Genomic DNA, 18,052 nt, shown 5'->3' with positions numbered 1-18,052 from the left:
CACAATCTGTCCACACCAACACAGGAGACAGTGATGCAAAACCGATATCAATACGGCGAAGACCGTCCCGGCAATCCATCCGTGGCTTACACGGAACAAACCCAGTTGCGCGACATACAAAAACAGCTGCCCCTGCGCGTGCTGTCCAACAGCGATTTCCTGCACTGGCAAACCTACGGTTACGTCATCGTCAAGGATGCCGTGACGCCGGAACAGGTGCGCCGCACGACCGATTTCCTGTGGGAATTCCAGGGACTCGACCAGCACGACCCCTCTACCTGGAATCGGGACCAGTTGCGCGACCACGCGATGAAAGAGCTCAACGGTTCCGGCATGGTCGAGGCCTATCACAACCAGACCCTGTGGGATAACCGCCAGACCCAGCGCGTGTACGACGCCTTTGTCGACATCTGGGACCGTCAGGATTTGTGGGTGACCATCGACCGCGCCAACCTGAACACGCCGAACAATGGCAAGCGCAAGTTCGGCGGCTTCATCCACTGGGATGCCGACACCACGCTCGACCCGCTGCCCGTCAACGTGCAGGGCGTGCTGGCCCTGTCCGACACTTCGCCCGACAGCGGCGGCTTTCAATGCTACCCGGAACTGTTCAACAATCTGCTGGCGTGGCGCAAGACCGTGCCGCAAGACCGCAACCCGTGGCAGCCGGATCTGGCGACGGTGCCGTATCCGATGGAATTCATCGCCATGAAGAAAGGGGAGTTGTTGATCTTCAACAGCCTGCTGGCGCACGGCATCCGCCCGAATACATCGACGGATCAGGTACGCCTGGCGCAATACATTTCCTTCACGCCAGCCCAGGAAGACAATCAAGCCTTGCGCGACTGGAGAGTGCAAAGCTGGCGCGAGCGCAGCGCGCCGCAAGGCTATGCATTCCCTGGCGATCCCGAGGAAAAGGAACAGCTGCGCTATCCGCAGGCGCAGCTGACTGCGCTGGGCGAGAAGATCCTCGGCGCGCGCGGCTGGTAAACGTCGCGCCGCGTCCGATGGCATTGCCTGCCGGATAGACAATTGCCGGCAAATGCACGATCATGGCTTGACTTGCCATCGACCGAGGAAACGCATGAGTATCATCACCTGCATCGAAGACTTGCGCGTGCTGGCCCAGAAACGGGTGCCGCGCATGTTTTACGACTACGCCGATTCCGGTTCCTGGACGGAATCGACGTACCGCGCCAACAACAGCGACTTCGCCAAGATCAAGTTCCGCCAGCGCGTGGCCGTCAACCTGGAAAACCGCAGCCTGGCCTCGACCATGGTGGGCCAGCACGTGTCGATGCCGGTAGCCCTGTCGCCCACGGGTTTGACGGGCATGCAGCATGCGGATGGCGAAATTCTCGCGGCCCAGGCGGCCGAGCAATTCGGCGTGCCGTTCACCCTGTCGACCATGAGCATTTGCTCGATCGAGGACGTGGCGGCGAACACGACGAAACCGTTCTGGTTCCAGCTGTACGTGATGAAGGACCGCGAATTCATCAACCGCCTGATCGACCGCGCCAAGGCCGCCAAGTGCGGCGCGCTGGTATTGACGCTGGACTTGCAGGTGCTGGGCCAGCGCCACAAGGACTTGCGCAACGGCTTGTCGGCGCCGCCGAAACTCACCATTCCGAATATCCTCAACATGGCCACCAAGCCGCGCTGGGTGGCGGGCATGCTGGGCACGAAACGGCGCGGCTTCGGCAATATCGTCGGCCACGCCACGTCCGTGTCGGACATGTCGTCCCTGTCGGCCTGGACGCAGCAGCAGTTCGACCTGAGCCTGTCGTGGGCGGACGTGGAATGGATCAAGCAGCGCTGGGGCGGAAAACTCATCATCAAGGGCATCATGGACCCGGAAGACGCGCGCCTGGCCGTGGAAAGCGGCGCCGATGCGCTGATCGTTTCGAACCACGGCGGACGCCAGCTCGATGGCGCGCAATCGTCGATCGAAGCCTTGCCCGCCATCGTCGACGCCGTCGGCAGCCAGATCGAAGTGCACATGGACGGCGGCATCCGCTCGGGCCAGGACGTGATCAAGGCCGTGGCGCTGGGGGCGAAAGGCGTGTACATCGGCCGCCCCTTCCTGTACGGCCTGGGCGCCATGGGCGGGCCGGGCGTCACCAAATGCCTGGACATCATCCGCAACGAACTGGACCTGACGATGGCGTTTTGCGGCTTGCGCGATTTGCAGCAGGTGGATAAGAAAATCCTGCTGCCGGGGACGTTTTAAGTGGCAATCCGCACGACATGAAAACCTTCGGCCTCTGAAGGCGGCACGAAATGGCGCGTGATGGCGTCAAACTCGGCGTCGCTGGTGGAAAACGGGTGCAGCCCGCTGGCATTGCGCTGGCGCAAGCGCGCCTTGCATTCCTCATCCGTCACGTCCAGGTAATGCAGCACGTGCGGCGTGCCCGCCTGCTGGAACAGCTCGCGCATCCAGGCGCGGCTGGCCGGCGTATTCGCGGGAAAATCGAGGACGACGGACGCGCCCGCCTGCAGCATCTGCAGGCACAAGGGGGCGATGGCCGCGCGCAGCCGCGCCGCGCAGGCCGCGTAGTCGGCCAGGCTGGCGATCTGGCCCGGATACAGCTGCGCCAGCAAGCTGTCTTCGCTGATGCGCACGGTGTGCGGCGCCTCCGCAAGGCGGGCGGTCAGGGTGGATTTGCCCGAGGCAATCTTGCCGCACACGAGGTGCAGGGTGGGGGAGGCGGTGGTGCTGGAGGTAGGGGACATGGTCGCTCGCTAGAAAGAAATAATGCCTGCGAGACGTCTTGATCTATTGCTGCAAATCAAAGCCGCCTCCCGGGCGGCTTTGGCAATCTCAGTCCTGCCAAGCCACCATCGGTCGAATGGCGGCAATAATCGATGGCAGGGGCGGGAATGGCGATTGCATGACTGAACGATGCCATGGAATGGCGGGCGCTGTCAATTGTCCAGGCGCGTCCACGGCTCGCGGAACGCGGCCGCATCGAGCGGCTGGGCATGCGGGTCGTCGTGCTGGAACAGGCCGCCGATCAGCATATCCTGGATGGCGCCCGTGAAACCGCCGTATGGCGAGGCACTACCCCACTGGCGTTGCGTGTGGGCAAAGACGACGGCGTCTTGCTGCGCCGCCAGCTGCGTCAAGGCGTGCCGCAAGGCGGCGGCCGCTTCCGGACCCATGTCCGTGGCGATGGCGCACACCAGGCGCTGGCCAAATTGCAAGGGCTTGCCTGCCAGTCCCAGCAGCGACTCATTGGCCAGGGCGAGGAACACATCGGGCGCCTGGTCGTCCTTTTCGCAAATGGTCCAGGTGGGCGCCCACGCTTCCAGGCTCATGAAGCGGGCGTCGCGTGTTTCCGGCGTGTGCGTCCACTTCGCGTGCGACTTGTCGTCCCAGCCCAGGCGGCCAAAGGAAATCGGCTTGCCCTTGGGATTGTATTGATGGCTGCGCACGCCGGGCTTGCCCCTCGTCCGCGCTTGCGCCATGAGGCCATCGAGGCCGGCGGCAAACGGCATCCATTGCGCCGCATCCCATAGCGGCGCCGCAGCGGGCGCGGCCAGCAGCAGGAATACTTCGTAATCACGTGAAAAAAACGCCATGCAGCTTCCTCGGCAAGTGGGTGGAAAATTGTGTCGCAATATTATAGTGGCGCTTGCGACAGGGCGGCGCGCTGGCTGGGGCGCAGCAGGTAGACGCCGTACAGGCACAGCGGCAGCACGGCCAGCAGGGCGATATACGGCAGGATCGATGCGCCGTCTTCGGCCGGGTTGGGCAAGGTGGCCGTCACGAGAGCGTAGTCCCACAAGCCATGCACGAGCACCATGGGCCAGATGGAGCGGGTGCGCAGGCGGATGGCCGCGTAGCCGACGCCCTGCAAGGTGGCGGCCACGGCTTGCCACAAGGCGCCGCTGACGTCGCCCGTGGCCAGACCGTTGGCCGTATGGGCCAGGCCGAACAGTGCCGAGGACATCAGGACGGCGGGCCAGACGGCGTAGCGCTCCAGCATGCCTTGCAGCAAGATGGCGCGGAACATCAGTTCTTCCGAGACGGCCACCAGGGCCGCATTGCAAGCGACGATCAGCAGCACGCGCGGTTGCGGCCAGCCGCCGGCCCAGGCCAGCAACAGCATCAGCAGCGCATACAGCAGGGGCGGCGAGACGAGCCACAGCGTTTTCCATGGCTGCGGCGCGCACAGGCCCGCCGCGCGGCGGCGGCTTGAGGCCAGCAGAAGCGCCAGCGCGAACAGGGCGGCCAGCGCCCACGACAGGCCGATGCGGCCGGTGACGGCGGCGCCCGGCAAGGCATAGCCGGCCGCTTCCAGCCAGCGGCCGCCCAGGCTCAAGCCCAGCCAGATGGCCAGTGCGATGAGGGTGACGGGCATGGTGAGGGCGATTCTAGGGAAGGGCATGGTTGGCTTCGGTGTTGGCCGCGTCGGCTACTGCGTACATGGGCGAATCATGAAGTTGCATCAATGATATGGTGGAAATATTGCCATACTACATTAAAAGCAGGCGTACAAAATTGCCACATCGTTATAGTTGCATGGAATAATAAGCATTCGTCCGTTTGCCGCCAGACTGGAGAGCCATGACCTACAGCAAGACCATCACCACTGAACGATTGATCCTGCGCAAGCCGCAGCCGTCCGATGAGGCGGCGCAGTTCGCCATGCATTCCGACCCCGAAGTGATGCGCTATTTCAGCGAACCGCCCTGGGAAGACACGGGCCGCGCCACGCGCCAGATTGCCGAGGACATCGCCGCTTTCGAGAAAGAGGAATTCTTCCGCTTCGCCGTCGAGCTGAAGGCGACGGGCGAATACCTGGGCAGCTGCAGCCTGTTTTCCGAGCACCGCCAGAACCGCCGCGCCGAGATCGGCTACGCGCTGGGCCGCCCGTACTGGGGCAAGGGCTATATGCACGAAGCGCTGTCGGCGCTGCTGGAATTCGCCTTCATCGAGCGCGACCTGAACCGCCTGGAAGCCGATATCGACCCGCACAACGCCGGTTCGGCCAGCGCCCTGGAACGCCAGGGTTTCAACAAGGAAGGTTTTTTGCCCGAACGCTGGATCGTCGGAGGCCAGGTCAGCGACTCGGCGCTGTATGGCTTGCTGCGCCGCGAGTGGGAAGCGCGGCGCCAGGGCGCCGCGTGAGCGGACAGGTTGGCGACGCGTTCCAGCAAACGCCAGGCCGCAGCTGAGGAGGATGCCAGGCGATGAAAGCTGCTGATTTGCCCGCTTCAGGCCACCCGCTGGTGACCTTGCGCCCGCTGGAATACAGCGACGCGTCCGCCTGGTATGCCTACCTGGCGGACCCTGCCGTCGTGGAGCACACGAGCTGGAACTTGCAGTGCGCCGACGATTTGCAGGCCAATTTCGATGACTATGCCTCGGCCCAGCCATCGTCGTCCCTTCGTCTGGCCGTCGTGCTGCGCGACGGTGGCCGGCTGGTGGGCACGATTGGCTTCAATGCCATTTCCCCGCAGCACCGCACGGCTGAAATCGCCTACGATCTTGCTCCTGCCGTGTGGGGGCAGGGCGTGGCCACGTCCGTCGTGAACGCTGTCGTGGACTGGGGTTTCCAGTGCCTCGGCTTTCTGCGCATCCAGGCCACTGTGCTGGAAAGCAATGAACGTTCGGTCCGCGTGCTCGAACGCTGCGCTTTCGAGCGGGAGGGCTATCTGCGCTGTTACCGGCAAGTTCGCGGAAGATCCTGCAATTTCTGGCTGTATGCGCGCATTGCCGGCGTGCGATGAACAAGCTACCCTTGAGTATCCTGCTGGTGGAAGACCACCTGGCCATCGCGCGCCAGGTGCTCGATTTCCTCGATGGCTTGCGCTGGCAGACGGACCATGCGGGGACGGGTGCGCTGGCCGTGCAATTGGCCACGCGCAACAGCTATGACGTGGTGCTGCTGGACCTGAACCTGCCCGACATGGATGGCTTGCAAGTGTGCCGCGCCATCAAGGCGGCCGCGCCCAGCAAAGTGCCGATTTTGATGCTGACGGCGCGCGATGCGTACGAAGACAAGGCGCGCGGCTTTCGCGATGGCGCCGACGATTACCTGACCAAGCCGTTCGACTTGCGCGAAGTGGCCTTGCGCTGCGAAGCGCTGGCGCGCCGGCAGCAGTTGCACGTGCACCAGGAAATGCGCGTGGGTCCGTTTACCTTGCAGACGCGCGCAGGGCGCGCCCTGTTTGGCGACGCACCGCTGCCATTGACGCAGACGGGTTTTAAAATTCTGTTGCTGCTGTGCCGCGAATACCCGCACGCCGTCTCGCGCTCGGCCTTGCTGCAGCAACTGTGGGGCAGCCAGCCGCCCCACAGCGACGCCCTCAAATCGCACATCTACGCGCTGCGCAAGCAGCTGGAGTTGCTTGGCGGGGCTGGCGCGGCAGGCATGCTGGTGACCATACCGCAGCTGGGCTACCGCCTGGCCTTCGACGCTGCGGCATCGCCATGAGCCAGTCGATCCGGCAGCGCCTGTTTGCCGCCCTGGCCGGCTTCACCATCCTGCTGTGCCTATGCTACACGGGCCTGGCGCTGGTGATTGCGTATGTGACGGAAGACATGCTGGTGCAGCGCCTGCTCGAGCGCGAAGCGGCGGCCGTCAGCATGCGCTGGCAGCAGCACGATAAGCTTACGCCTTCTGGCAGCGACCTCATCACGGTTTATGGCAGTTACCTTGACTTGCCTCAAGCGGTGCGTGCGCACGTGCCGCCGTCCGCCCCGCGCGGGGAAGTGTTTACGACGACGGGCCAGCATTATCACGTGCTGGCGCTCGATATCGTTGCCGGCGGCCAGCCGCAGCGCGCATACCTGCTGGCCGACGTGGCGCCCGTGCTGGTGGTCTCGCGCCTGGTGCGGGAAGTGGGCGGCGTCGTGGCTGGCGTGGCGCTGGCGCTGATCGGCCTGGCGCTGCTGCTGGCGTACTGGCTGGCGCGGCGCCTCGTGCTGCCCTTGCAGAGATTGGCCCAGGAAGCGCGCCGGCTGGCGCCCGGCGGCGCCGTCCATTTCAGCGAGCGCGACCGCCCCGACGAGATCGGTTTCCTGGCGCGCCGCCTGGAAACCACCTTTGCCGAATTGCAGGCGGTGTTGCGGCGCGAACAGGCATTTGCCCGCGACGTCAGCCATGAATTGCGCACGCCGCTGACCCTCATGCACAACACCCTGGCGCTGGACGATGCGCCGCCGCTGGGCAAGCAGGAGCAGGCGCAGCTGCGGCAATCCACGCACGAGATGCGCGCCACCATCGACGTGCTGTTCGCGCTGGCGCGGGCCGAGCAATTGCCGGACGACGTGGTGGAGTTGCGCGGCTGTATCGAGCAATGCCTGCTGCGCCTGCTCGACGAACACCCTTGGGATGCCAGCCTGCTGACCCTGGACTTGCCGGAGCGGCTGGAGGTGGTCGGCAATCCGCAACTGATCATGTTGCTCCTGAATAATTGCCTGGCGAATGCGTTGTTCCATGGCGGCCCCGATAGCCGCATCGGTATTGCGTTTGCACAAGGTTGCCTGAGCATCCAGAATACCGTGCAGCCGGGACAAGCGCCACGCATCCACGGTTTCGCGCACGGCCAGAACCTGCTGCTGCGCCTGGCAAAAGCCATGCACTGGGACATTGCTTTCCATCCGGGCGCGACGCAGTTCCGTGTCGCCATCGTGCCGGCCCGGGCGCAATAAAGTCGGTGGATTTCACCGCGATTTCACCTGCCCTTGCATATGCTGGCTGCTCTTTTACTTAAGGGAAGCCCATGAAAATCGCCGTCAGCCTGTTCATCCTGTCCTGCCTGTCCATGCCCGTGCTGGCCCAGGTGCAATCGCTGCAGCTCAAGGACGACAAGCGCCGCTACATTGTCTACACGCCGGCTGCGTATCAAAGCCAGCCTCAAAAGACCTTTCCCGTCGTCTTCAATTTCCATGGCGGCGGCATGAGCATGGCGGAACAAATGCTGTACACGCAGATGAACAGGGCGGCCGAGCGGCACCAGTTCATCGTTGTGTATCCGCAAGGTATCAAGCAGGATTGGAACGTGGGCTTCGGCATGGATTACCTGGCGGGCACGGACGATGTCGGCTTTACGCAAGCGATGTTGAGCAAACTCAAACAGGATTACCGCATCGACGAACAGCGCGTGTATGCCACGGGCCTGTCGCGCGGCGGTTTCTTTGCCCTGCGCCTGGCGGCCGAGCTGCCGCAGCAGTTCGCCGCCGTCGCCTCGGTGGGGGCGCCCATGCCGGAACCGGTACGGCAGCATCACAGGAAGACGGACAAGGTCGGCATGCTGCTGATACAGGGCACGGCCGATAAGGTCGTGCTGTTTGAGGGCAAGGCCGCCAGCTATCTGTCGGCGGAAGATACGTTCGATTACTGGCGCCAGCACAACGGCATCGAAGGTGCCAGGCCGCAGCCGCGCCTGCTTCCTGGCCCCGCTGGCGACGCCACGCAAGTGAGCTGGCTGGAGCAGGACGCCGCTGGTGCCAGCGTGGTCTTGATCACCGTCAAGGAGGGCGGCCACACGTGGCCGGGCGCCGATGCCTTCAACGTCGGCCTGCCCATAGGCAAGACCACGCGCGGCATCGATGCGAATGAGGTCATGTGGGGGTTTTTCAGCCGCCATCGCCGTTGACGCCATGCTAGGATGGCGGCGCATGGCGTAACCATCAAGCAACGGGAAAGGCAGGCACAGTGGCATTATCAACAGCAGGCATCGCGGCCATGGCCGCGGCAATCTTTGCCAAGCCCGGCGCGGCCGTGGCGCAGGCGTATTCGCAGATGGAACGGGAAACGCTGTATTTCCACTCGCCTGCCGAGCTGTGCGCGTATGCGGCCAGGCTGGAAGCCGAAGGGGCCGGCGAGGTGTTCCTTGCCGTGCATTACCCGGACATGGCCGGGCACTTTGCCCCGTGCCGTATCGCCCTCGACCCGGCCAAGTGCGGCGGCCTCACCTACCGTTACGTGTGCGAAGGCTGGGGCGTCATCCGCGTCTACCTGCGCCTGTCCAGTGGCAAGGGACTGGCGTCGCATGTGAGCGCCAATTCGCAGAAGCGCGCGGAAAAATGGCAGCCCCTTTACCCGGACTTTGGCCAGACCGATGCCTGGGACTGGGCCGCCGTGGGCCGCCATGAACGCCGCCTGATCCGCGTGCTGAAGCAGGCCGTGGCGCACGATGCGGCGGCAGGAGGCTCGTCATGACAGGCGTGACGCCCATCCACCCGGCCGCCATCTTTTGCCGTTCCCTGGCGCAGCTTTCCGCCATGCTGGACAAGACCGGCACCGCGCCGCACATGCTGGCGGCGCGCCTGCACCCCGACATGCTGCCATTCGCCCAGCAAGTGCGCGCGGCCGTGAGCTTTTCCCTGCGCGGCTGCTGCCCGCTGGCAGGGTTGGATGTAGCTGATTTCAGCGCCGCCGCCAGCCTGCAGGAACAGATCGCACACACCATGCGCTACCTCAAGGACATTCCCGTGGAGCGCTTCGACGGGCCGCCAGACCGCATCTGCCGCGACCGCGCCGGCTTCGCCGACATCGCGCTGCCGGCCGGCGAGTATTTGAACCTGTACATCCTGCCGAATTTCTACTTTCACTTCAGCATGGCGTATGCGATCGCGCGCAGCGCCGGCGCGGCCATCGGCAAGGGCGATTTCGATGGCTATCACGCGTATGCGCCGGGGTTTTCCTTCGAGCGGCCTGCCGCGCCGTAGTTCCTATAAGCCCGCGTCTTTCCACGACGCCAGCCCCAGCCGCTTCAACAGCCGGCCCGACAGCCCGCAGCTCCAGCAACTGATCTGGATTTGCCGCTGCCGCGCCGGGTCCGCATGCCAGGCTTGCTCGGCGTAGTCGAGCAGGGCGTCGCTGAGGGCAGAGTTGTCGGCGACGGGCGGCAGGCGCGACATCAATTCAAGCACGCCGTGGGTAGCCTCCTTGATCTGCAACAAACCTGCCAGCAGGGCGCGCAGGACGGCGCCGTCGATGTTGCTGCTTGCTTGCGTGAAACGTTGCTGCCAGCACGGGCTGCGCGCCTGCCACAGGGCCAGCAGCGCAGGCACGTCGGCGGACTGCAGTTGCCCGATCAGCTCGTCCGCCTCGAGAAACAGATCGAGGCGGTCGTATTCATCGTCGTCGCTGCACAGCAGTTCATCCAGCTCGGTTATCAGACTCATGCCACCACGTTCGTGGGCGCACCCCGTTCGAACGCTTCCACGTTGCCGATCAAAATGTCGGCCAGCTTCTGCATGGCTTCGCCGCTTGCCCAGGCCGTGTGCGGGGTGAGGATGAAGTTGGGCAGGCGCAAATTGAGCAGCGGGTTGTCGGGCGGGGGCGGCTCCTTCGATAACACGTCGAAACCGGCGCCGGCGATCACGTCGTTCGTCAATGCCTCCGCTAGCGCAGCTTCATCGACGAGGCCGCCCCGCGCCGTGTTGATCAGCAGCGACGTGGGCTGCATGCGCGCCAGTTCCTTTGCTCCGATGATGTTGCGCGTCTTGTCCGTCAGCGGCAGGTGCAGGCTTAGCACGTCGGAACTGGCCAGCAATTCGTCGAAGCCCACTTCCTTCACGCCATCTTCATTGATGGGCGAACGGTTGTGCACGATCACCTGCATGCCGAAGGCGCGGCCCAGCTGGGCCACGGACTTGCCCAGCGCGCCATAGCCCAGCAAACCCAGGCGGCTGCCGGCCAGGTCGCGGATCGGGTGGCCGAACAGGCAGAAGCGGTCGGACGCCTGCCACAGGCCCGCTTCCACGTCCGCGCGGTAGGCGATGAGCTGGCGGCGCAGGGCCAGCATCAGGGCCAGCGTGTGTTCGGGCACGGTGGCGCGCGCATAGTCGCGGATATTCGCCACGACGATGCCCCGTTCGCGGCAGGCGGCCAGGTCGAGGATATCCGTGCCGGTAGCGGCCACGGCGATCATTTGCAGGTCCGGCAATTGCGCCAGCTCGGCCGCGCGCAGCGGCACCTTGTTCGTGATGGCGATGGTGGCGCCTTGCAGGCGAGCCACCGTCTGTTCGCTGCCCCTGGTGTGCGCATGTTCTTCCCAGCTGTGGGCGAAGGCGGGCGGGCGCACGGTGGCGATCAGGCTGTCGCGGTCGAGAAAGACGATGCGGTGCGGGTGCGGCGATGTGCTTGCTGCGGTCATGGCTGGGCCTCGGTCTGGGTGGCGCGCGCGCTGGGAAGGCTGCTCTTGCCCTTGAGCTGCGTGGCCGGGTGGTTGGTAAACATGTCGGCGACCCATTCGACAAACACGCGCACCTTGGCGGACAGATGGCGGTTGGGCGGATAGATCACGTGGATGGGCAGCGGGTCGGATTCCCATTCGCTGAGCAATTCCACCATTTTGCCTTGTTCTATCAGGGGCGCAAGCATGAAATGCGTCATTTGCACGATGCCCAGGCCCGCCAGGCCGGCGGCCGTGTAGGCATTCGAATCGTTCAGGGCGATATGGCTGGGCATGGCGATCTGGATGCGGTCGCCGGCGCGCGTGAAATCCCAATCGAAGGTTTTACCGGTCTTGGCGGAGAAGAAATTCACGCCCCGGTGCTGCGCCAGGTCGTCCGGATGCAGCGGCGTGCCGTGCTGCGCCAGGTAGCCGGGCGAGGCGCACGTCATGAAGTGCAGCACGCCGACCCGGCGCGCGATCAGGTTCAGGTCGCCCAATTCGCCGCCGCGCACGGCGCAATCGACGCCTTCCTCGATCAGGTCGACGGGGCGGTCGCTGCAGCCCAGTTCCAGCGAGATGTCCGGATAGCGGGCAAAGAAATCGGGCAGGGCGGGGATGATCAGTTCGCTGGCCAGGGCCGTGGGCGCATCCACGCGCAGCCGCCCGCTGGGGCTCAAACGCGTGCGCGACAGCGATTCCTCCGCCTCGCGCACGTCCGACAGGATGCGCACGCAGCGTTCGTAATACGCGGCGCCATCGGACGTGATGCTGACGTGGCGCGTGGTGCGGTTGAGCAACTTAACCGACAGGCTCGCTTCCAGCGACTGGATCAGGGTCGAGACGGTGGCTTTCGGCAGCTGCATGTTTTCCGCCGCGCGCGTAAAGCCGCCCGCATCGACGACTTGGATGAAAACTTCCATGGCTTGCAGCTTGTTCACTTGATTCCTTATCACTTTATGCTTGATTATTCATAATCCTGAACAATCAATTCGTCATTGCACTCTTTATCAGATTGTAGATCAAGTCTATAGTTGTTGTACTGCAGCATAAATGTAGATGCCGCAGGAAGTTCACAGGAGAAAAATCATGGGTCATCGGAATGGAATCTTTGCAGTGCTCGCTCTCGCTATGAGCTCGCTCGCTTTGGCCGCGATGGTATCGACGGATGCATACTCGATGGCGGCGCAAAGCGAAGCCAGCGGTTATAGCGCCCTGACCCATGAAGTGGGCGGCGTCGCCCTGTTGTGCCTGAACGACACGGTGCTCGATGCTGCGGTACCGCCGGTGGTGGCGCAATGAGCTTTGCCGACACCGCTGCCGAACTGGCGCCTGGCCAGGCGCTGAAGATACGTGACATCCAGGTGCAGGGCGCGCAGGATGCGCTCGGCGCGCGCGTCTATACGGCCGGCGTGCCGGGCGCCAAGCAGCCGAACCTGATGGTCTTCTTCCATGGCGGCGGCTTTGTCGACGGCGACCTGGACGACGCGGACGACTTCCTGCGCTGCCTCGTGCTGAGCAATCCCGACCACGTGGTGCTGGCCGCGAACTACACCTTGGCCCGTGTGCGGCCATTTCCCGCCGCCGTGGAAGACGCGCATGCCGTGCTGCTGTGGGCAAAAAAGAACAAGTCCAAGCTGGGCTGGACGGGCAAGCAGATGGTCGTGTCGGGCATCGAGGCGGGCGCCAATCTGGCCGCCGTATGCGCGATGATGTCGCGCGACCGGGGCGGACCGCCCCTCGCGGGCCAGGTGCTGATCATGCCCATGCTCGACCCCGGCCTGTCGACCTGCTCGATGCGTTCCTTGCCGACCTGTCCCGACCTGGCGGAAGTGGCGGACCAGTGCGCCGCCGCCTACCGCGGCTACCTGCCGAATGCCGCTGACCGTACCCACCCGTACGCGTCGCCATTGCAGTCGAGCCGCCTGAAGAACCTGCCGCCAGCCTTGATCTTGTCCAGCGAAGACGACCCATTGCGCGACGAGGCTGAACAATACGGCAGCAAATTGATCGCCTGCGGCATCAAGACGACCGTGCGGCGCATGGCCGCCGCGCCGCTGCAAGACGCCACCGCCCGCAATGAGTGCGCGTGCAAGGTGCAGGTATTGAGCGAAATTAGCAGTTTCGTCGCCGGACTGGGGCAGGAGCCCGAGTCATGACGCCGCCATCCGCGGCACCGCAAAAAAACTTACACTAATCAGTTTACTTTTTGAGTTTTGGTTGCTACACTACGCAGTGTAGTTCCCTTCCTGCCTGAGTTGTGCGTTCGCACAGCCAGCTTCGTCGTCCCCGTCCGCTTTTAAGCAGCTGGCGGCCTGTTTACCTTTGATCGAGCGCCGTCGGGCGCCATGGCACCACCATTCACTTTTTAAGCTGGGTTGCTTCCTGCCGCCCATACCATTAGAAATTTTCATAAAACAGGGAAATAAAATGAAAAACGTTCAACAATTTTCCACTCTGCTGAAGCCCCTGGCTGCCTCGCTTGCGCTGGCAGGACTGGTGGCCGTGAGCCTGGCTGGCTGCGATTCGGCCAATAGCAAGGTGCCCGACGCGCCAGCGGCCGGCGGCCCGCCCATCTCGGCCGCCGCCGTGGTAGAAAAACAGATCACGGAAACGCAGGAATTCTCGGGCCGCCTGGAAGCGATCGAACGCGTGGAAATCCGTTCGCGAGTCGGCGGCTTCATCACGGCCGTCAACTTCAAGCCGGGCAGCGAAGTCAAAAAAGGCGACGTGCTGTTCGTCATCGACCCGCGCCCATTCCAGGCCGAAGTGTCGCGCGCCGAAGGCACGGCTGCCTCGGCCCGCGCCAAGGCGGAACTGGCCAAGCTGGAACTGTCGCGCGCTGAAAAGCTGCTGGCTGAAAAAGCCATCGCCCAGCGCGAATTCGATGAAAAGGCATCGGGCTTGAAAGAGCTGGACGCAAATGCCCGCTCGGCACAAGCCGCGTATGAAGCTGCCAAGCTGAACCTGTCGTACACGCAGGTGCAGGCGCCGATCAGCGGCCGCGTCAGCAAGGCGGAAATCACCGTCGGCAACCTGATCGACGCTTCCGCCATCCTCACCTCCGTGGTGTCGACGGACCGCATCTACGCCAGCTTCGACGGCGATGAAGATACGTATCTGCGCGTGGCCGGCACGGCGCAAAAGGGCACGCCCGTCACCGTCAAGGTGGGCCTGGCCAACGAAACGGGCTTCCCGCACGAAGGCAAGCTGGAATTCGTCGACAACCAGCTCGATCCGGCCACGGGCAGCGTGCGCATGCGCGCCACCTTCGCCAACGCCGAGCGCCAGCTGGTGCCGGGCCTGTTCGCGCGCATCCAGCTCGACGGCGGCAACGGCCCGCAGGCGCAAAGCACGGCGCTGTTGATCAGCGACCGCGCCGTCGGCACGGATCAAAGCCGCAAATATGTGTACGTGGTGGGCGCCGACAACAAGGCCGAATACCGCGCCGTCAAGCTGGGCCCGAATTCGGACGGCTTGCGCGTGGTGCGCGAAGGCTTGAAGGCGGGCGAAAAGATCGTCGTCAACGGCTTGCAGCGCGTGCGTCCCGGCGCACCGGTGACGCCGCAGATGGTGGCCATGGATTTCGACCCGACCGCGCCTGTCGCTCCCGCAAAACCTGAAGTAAAAGACGCCAAGATCGCCGCGAAAGCAGCATCGACTTCCAAGGAATAAACATGAATTTTTCCCGCTTTTTCATCGACAAGCCGATTTTCGCGGCGGTGCTGTCGATTGTCATATTCGTGGCCGGGCTGCTGTCGATTTTCGGCCTGCCCATCTCCGAATATCCCGACGTCGTGCCGCCATCCGTGGTGGTGCGCGCGCAATACCCGGGCGCCAACCCGAAAGTGATCGCCGAAACCGTGGCCGCGCCGCTCGAAGAGCAGATCAACGGCGTCGAGAACATGCTCTACATGTCCTCGCAAAACACGTCCGATGGCGCGATGATGCTGACCGTGACCTTCAAGATCGGCACCAACGTCGAGCAGGCCGAGACGCAGGTGCAGAACCGCGTGCAGCGCGCCTTGCCGCGCCTGCCCGAGGAAGTGCGCCAGATCGGCGTGACGACCGTCAAATCGTCGCCCAACCTGACCATGGTGGTGCATCTGGTCTCGCCGAACAAGCGCTATGACGACATGTATCTGCGTAACTACGCGGTGCTGAACGTCAAGGACCAACTGGCACGTCTGCCCGGCATGGGCGACATCCAGATCTTCGGCGCCGGCGACTATGCCATGCGCATCTGGCTCGACCCGCAAAAGGTAGCGGCGCGCGGCATGACGGCCAATGACGTCGTCGACGCCATCCGCGAGCAGAACGTGCAGGTGGCTGCCGGTGTCATCGGCGCTTCGCCGGCGAAAAACTCGGACTTCCAGCTGACCGTCAATACCCAGGGCCGTCTGCAGACGCCCGAGGAATTCGGCGCCATCATCGTGCGCACGAATGCCGACGGCGCCGTCACGCACCTGAAGGACGTGGCGCGCGTGGAAATGGGCGCCAACAGCTACTCGCTGCGTTCGCTGCTGAACAATAATCCTGCCGTCGGCATGGGTATTTTCGAAGCGCCGAACGCCAACGCGCTGCAACTGTCGTCCGACGTGCGCGCCAAGATGGACGAACTGAAGAAAGACTTCCCGCAAGGCGTGGAATACCGCATCGAGTACGACCCCACGCAGTTCGTGCGCTCGTCCATCGAAGCCGTGATCCATACCCTGCTGGAAGCCATCGCCCTGGTGGTGCTGGTGGTGATCATCTTCCTGCAAACCTGGCGCGCCTCGATCATTCCGCTGCTGGCCGTTCCCGTGTCGATTGTCGGTACCTTTGCCGTGATGCTGGGCTTTGGCTTCTCGATCAACACGCTGTCGCTGTTCGGCCTCGTGCTGGCCATCGGTATCGTCGTCGATGACGCCATCGTGGTGGTGGAAAACGTCGAGCGCAACATCGAGGAAGGCTTGTCGCCGCGCGACGCCACCATCCAGGCCATGAAAGAGGTGAGCGGTCCTATCGTCGCCATCGCCCTGGTGCTGTGCGCCGTGTTCGTGCCGATCGCCTTCGTGCCCGGCCTGTCCGGCGAGTTCTATCGCCAGTTCGCGCTGACCATCGCCATATCGACCGTGATTTCCGCTTTCAGCTCGCTGACCCTGGCGCCAGCCCTGTCGGCCGCGCTGCTGAAGCCGCACGATGCGCCGAAAGACGCGCTGACGCGCGGCATGGACATGGTCTTCGGCCGCTTCTTCGCCTGGTTCAACCGCTTCTTCGGCCGCGCTTCGCACCGCTATGAAGCGGGCGTGAAGGGTGTCCTGGGCCGCAAGAGCGCGTCGCTGGGCGTGTATGCGCTGCTGGTCGTTGCCGCCATCTTCACCTTCAAGTCCGTGCCGGCCGGCTTCGTACCAGCGCAGGACAAGCAATACCTGGTGGGCTTTGCGCAATTGCCTGACGCCGCTTCGCTGGACCGCACGGAAGATGTCGTGCGCCGCATGTCCGACGTCATCAAGTCGGTGCCTGGCGTCGAATCGACCATCGCCTTCCCCGGCCTGTCGATCAACGACTTCACCAACGCGCCGAACGCCGGCATCGTGTTCGCCACCCTGAAGCCGTTCGATGAGCGCAGCAGCAAGGAATTGTCGGGCGGCGCCATCGCGGCCGAGATCAACAAGCGCCTGGGCGGTATCCAGGACGCCTTCATCATGGTCTTCCCGCCACCGCCCGTCAACGGCCTGGGCACCATCGGCGGCTTCAAGATGATGATCGAAGACCGCGGCAACCTCGGTTACGACGCGCTGTACAACGCCACCCAGTCGCTGGCCGCGAAAGCGTACCAGACGCCGGAACTGGCGGGCGTGTTCTCTGGCTACCAGATCAACGTGCCGCAGCTGTTCGCCGACGTCGACCGCGTGAAAGCCAAGCAGATGGGCGTGCAGCTGCAAACGATTTACCAGACCTTGCAGATCAACCTCGGTTCGCTGTACGTGAACGACTTCAACCAGTTTGGCCGCACCTACCAGGTGCGCGTGCAAGCCGATGCCGCGTTCCGTTCGCATGCCCAGGATATCGCGCAGCTGAAAGTGCGTAATGACAAAGGCGAAATGATCCCGCTGTCGTCGTTGATGCGCGTCAAGGATAGCTATGGTCCGGACCGCGTACAGCGCTACAACGCGTATGCTGCAGCCGATTTCAATGGCGGCGCCGCGCCTGGCGTGTCGAGCGGCCAGGCGCAAGCCGCGCTGGAACGCATCGCCAAGGAAGTGCTGCCGCAGGGGATTTCGTATGAGTGGACGGAGCTGACCTACCAGGACATCTTGTCCGGCAATACGATGATCTATGTCTTCCCGCTGTGCGTGCTGCTGGTGTTCCTCGTGCTCGCCGCCCAGTATGAAAGCTGGACCCTGCCGCTGGCCGTGATTTTGATCGTGCCGATGTCCATCCTGTGCGCCTTGCTGGGCGTCAAATTGACCGGTGGCGACAACAACGTGTTTACGCAGATCGCGCTGTTCGTGCTGGTGGGGCTGGCGTCGAAGAATGCGATCCTGATCGTGGAATTTGCCCGCGAACTGGAAGAGCATGGCCGCACCGTCGTGCAAGCGGCGCTGGAAGCGTGCCGCCTGCGCCTGCGTCCGATTTTGATGACGTCGATCGCCTTCATCATGGGCGTGGTGCCCCTCGTGTTCTCGCACGGCGCCGGTTCGGAAATGCGCCATGCGATGGGCGTGGCGGTGTTCGCCGGCATGCTGGGCGTGACCTTCTTCGGCCTGTTCCTGACGCCCGTGTTCTATGTACTGCTGCGCACCCTGGCGCAGCGTTTTGAGAAAAAACCAGCCGATGCTGCCGCCAAGCCTGCCGCCGCGCCAGCATTGAACCTGGAAGGAGATATATATTGAAAACCAAGGAAATCATCTGGCGCGTCAAGCCTGTGCTG

The 18,052-nt window shown here is 63.7% G+C and carries 19 protein-coding genes; 13 read left to right on the top strand and 6 right to left on the bottom strand.

The annotated features are described in order from the left end of the window. Nucleotides 1-33 precede the first annotated feature (33 nt). On the top strand, nt 34-990 hold the full coding sequence (locus O3300_RS07265) for a phytanoyl-CoA dioxygenase family protein (protein ID WP_305052574.1): 957 nt from the start codon (nt 34-36) through the stop codon (nt 988-990). A gap of 94 nt (nt 991-1,084) precedes the next feature. Further along, nucleotides 1,085-2,230, top strand: coding sequence for an alpha-hydroxy acid oxidase (locus tag O3300_RS07260; RefSeq protein ID WP_251348158.1), 1,146 nt, complete (start codon nt 1,085-1,087; stop codon nt 2,228-2,230). On the opposite strand, the gene O3300_RS07255 is transcribed toward O3300_RS07260, so the two are convergent. From O3300_RS07255 to O3300_RS07245, 3 genes are all read right to left on the bottom strand, one after another. Next, nucleotides 2,227-2,733 (bottom strand): ATP-binding protein, encoded by a 507-nt coding sequence (locus O3300_RS07255; RefSeq protein WP_305052573.1) that lies wholly within the window; start codon nt 2,731-2,733, stop codon nt 2,227-2,229. The genes O3300_RS07260 and O3300_RS07255 overlap by 4 nt on opposite strands. A gap of 192 nt (nt 2,734-2,925) precedes the next feature. Next, entirely contained in the window at nt 2,926-3,582 is a 657-nt protein-coding gene (locus tag O3300_RS07250; RefSeq protein WP_305052572.1) for a hypothetical protein, read from the bottom strand. 41 nt (nt 3,583-3,623) lie between these two features. Beyond that, the gene (locus tag O3300_RS07245; RefSeq protein WP_099667366.1) at nt 3,624-4,391 is read right to left on the bottom strand and encodes a CPBP family intramembrane glutamic endopeptidase; all 768 of its coding nucleotides are present in this window, start codon (nt 4,389-4,391) and stop codon (nt 3,624-3,626) included. Between the two features lie 179 nt (nt 4,392-4,570). On the opposite strand from O3300_RS07245, the gene O3300_RS07240 reads away from it, so the two are divergent. The 7 genes from O3300_RS07240 (at nt 4,571) to O3300_RS07210 (ending at nt 9,685) form a co-directional block, all read left to right on the top strand. Then, nucleotides 4,571-5,134, top strand: a complete 564-nt coding sequence (locus tag O3300_RS07240) for a GNAT family N-acetyltransferase (protein WP_305052571.1) — start codon at nt 4,571-4,573, stop codon at nt 5,132-5,134. A 62-nt stretch (nt 5,135-5,196) separates the two neighbouring features. Further along, complete coding sequence (locus tag O3300_RS07235; RefSeq protein ID WP_305052570.1) at nt 5,197-5,736, top strand: GNAT family N-acetyltransferase; 540 nt, start codon at nt 5,197-5,199, stop codon at nt 5,734-5,736. Further along, entirely contained in the window at nt 5,733-6,443 is a 711-nt protein-coding gene (locus tag O3300_RS07230) for a response regulator transcription factor (RefSeq protein ID WP_305052569.1), read from the top strand. The genes O3300_RS07235 and O3300_RS07230 overlap by 4 nt, the downstream gene beginning before the upstream one ends. After that, nucleotides 6,440-7,663: a HAMP domain-containing sensor histidine kinase gene (locus O3300_RS07225; protein ID WP_305052568.1), complete on the top strand. Its 1,224-nt coding sequence runs from the start codon at nt 6,440-6,442 to the stop codon at nt 7,661-7,663. The genes O3300_RS07230 and O3300_RS07225 overlap by 4 nt, the downstream gene beginning before the upstream one ends. Before the next feature lie 71 nt (nt 7,664-7,734). Further along, nucleotides 7,735-8,610, top strand: a complete 876-nt coding sequence (locus O3300_RS07220) for a PHB depolymerase family esterase (protein WP_305052567.1) — start codon at nt 7,735-7,737, stop codon at nt 8,608-8,610. Between the two features lie 89 nt (nt 8,611-8,699). Next, nucleotides 8,700-9,176 (top strand): hypothetical protein, encoded by a 477-nt coding sequence (locus O3300_RS07215; RefSeq protein ID WP_305052566.1) that lies wholly within the window; start codon nt 8,700-8,702, stop codon nt 9,174-9,176. Further along, a complete protein-coding gene (locus O3300_RS07210) occupies nt 9,173-9,685 on the top strand; it encodes a DUF1993 domain-containing protein (RefSeq protein ID WP_305052565.1) in 513 nt (170 codons plus the stop codon). Before O3300_RS07215 ends, O3300_RS07210 begins: the two co-directional genes overlap by 4 nt. A 3-nt stretch (nt 9,686-9,688) precedes the next feature. Here O3300_RS07210 and O3300_RS07205 read toward each other — a convergent pair whose 3' ends face one another. Genes O3300_RS07205 through O3300_RS07195 form a run of 3 tightly spaced genes read right to left on the bottom strand, consistent with a single transcriptional unit; the run spans nt 9,689 to nt 12,077 of the window. After that, on the bottom strand, nt 9,689-10,144 hold the full coding sequence (locus tag O3300_RS07205) for a hypothetical protein (protein WP_305052564.1): 456 nt from the start codon (nt 10,142-10,144) through the stop codon (nt 9,689-9,691). Further along, entirely contained in the window at nt 10,141-11,118 is a 978-nt protein-coding gene (locus O3300_RS07200) for a D-2-hydroxyacid dehydrogenase (protein ID WP_305052563.1), read from the bottom strand. The genes O3300_RS07205 and O3300_RS07200 overlap by 4 nt, the downstream gene beginning before the upstream one ends. Beyond that, on the bottom strand, nt 11,115-12,077 hold the full coding sequence (locus O3300_RS07195) for a LysR family transcriptional regulator (RefSeq protein WP_099667375.1): 963 nt from the start codon (nt 12,075-12,077) through the stop codon (nt 11,115-11,117). The genes O3300_RS07200 and O3300_RS07195 overlap by 4 nt, the downstream gene beginning before the upstream one ends. A gap of 175 nt (nt 12,078-12,252) precedes the next feature. Between O3300_RS07195 and O3300_RS07190 the strand changes: the two genes are divergently transcribed. The 4 genes from O3300_RS07190 to O3300_RS07175 all read left to right on the top strand — a co-directional run bounded on the left by O3300_RS07190 (nt 12,253) and on the right by O3300_RS07175 (nt 18,014). Next, a complete protein-coding gene (locus O3300_RS07190; RefSeq protein WP_251348171.1) occupies nt 12,253-12,438 on the top strand; it encodes a hypothetical protein in 186 nt (61 codons plus the stop codon). Then, on the top strand, nt 12,435-13,295 hold the full coding sequence (locus tag O3300_RS07185) for an alpha/beta hydrolase (RefSeq protein WP_251348172.1): 861 nt from the start codon (nt 12,435-12,437) through the stop codon (nt 13,293-13,295). The genes O3300_RS07190 and O3300_RS07185 overlap by 4 nt, the downstream gene beginning before the upstream one ends. 271 nt (nt 13,296-13,566) lie before the next feature. Beyond that, on the top strand, nt 13,567-14,811 hold the full coding sequence (locus tag O3300_RS07180; RefSeq protein ID WP_099667377.1) for an efflux RND transporter periplasmic adaptor subunit: 1,245 nt from the start codon (nt 13,567-13,569) through the stop codon (nt 14,809-14,811). Between the two features lie 2 nt (nt 14,812-14,813). Then, nucleotides 14,814-18,014, top strand: coding sequence for an efflux RND transporter permease subunit (locus O3300_RS07175; RefSeq protein WP_099667378.1), 3,201 nt, complete (start codon nt 14,814-14,816; stop codon nt 18,012-18,014). Nucleotides 18,015-18,052: the final 38 nt, after the last annotated feature.

The sequence above is a fragment of the Janthinobacterium sp. SUN206 genome, from assembly GCF_030587305.1.
Lineage (GTDB): Bacteria > Pseudomonadota > Gammaproteobacteria > Burkholderiales > Burkholderiaceae_D > Janthinobacterium > Janthinobacterium kumbetense.
This window is presented reverse-complemented; position numbering and strand designations above follow the sequence as displayed.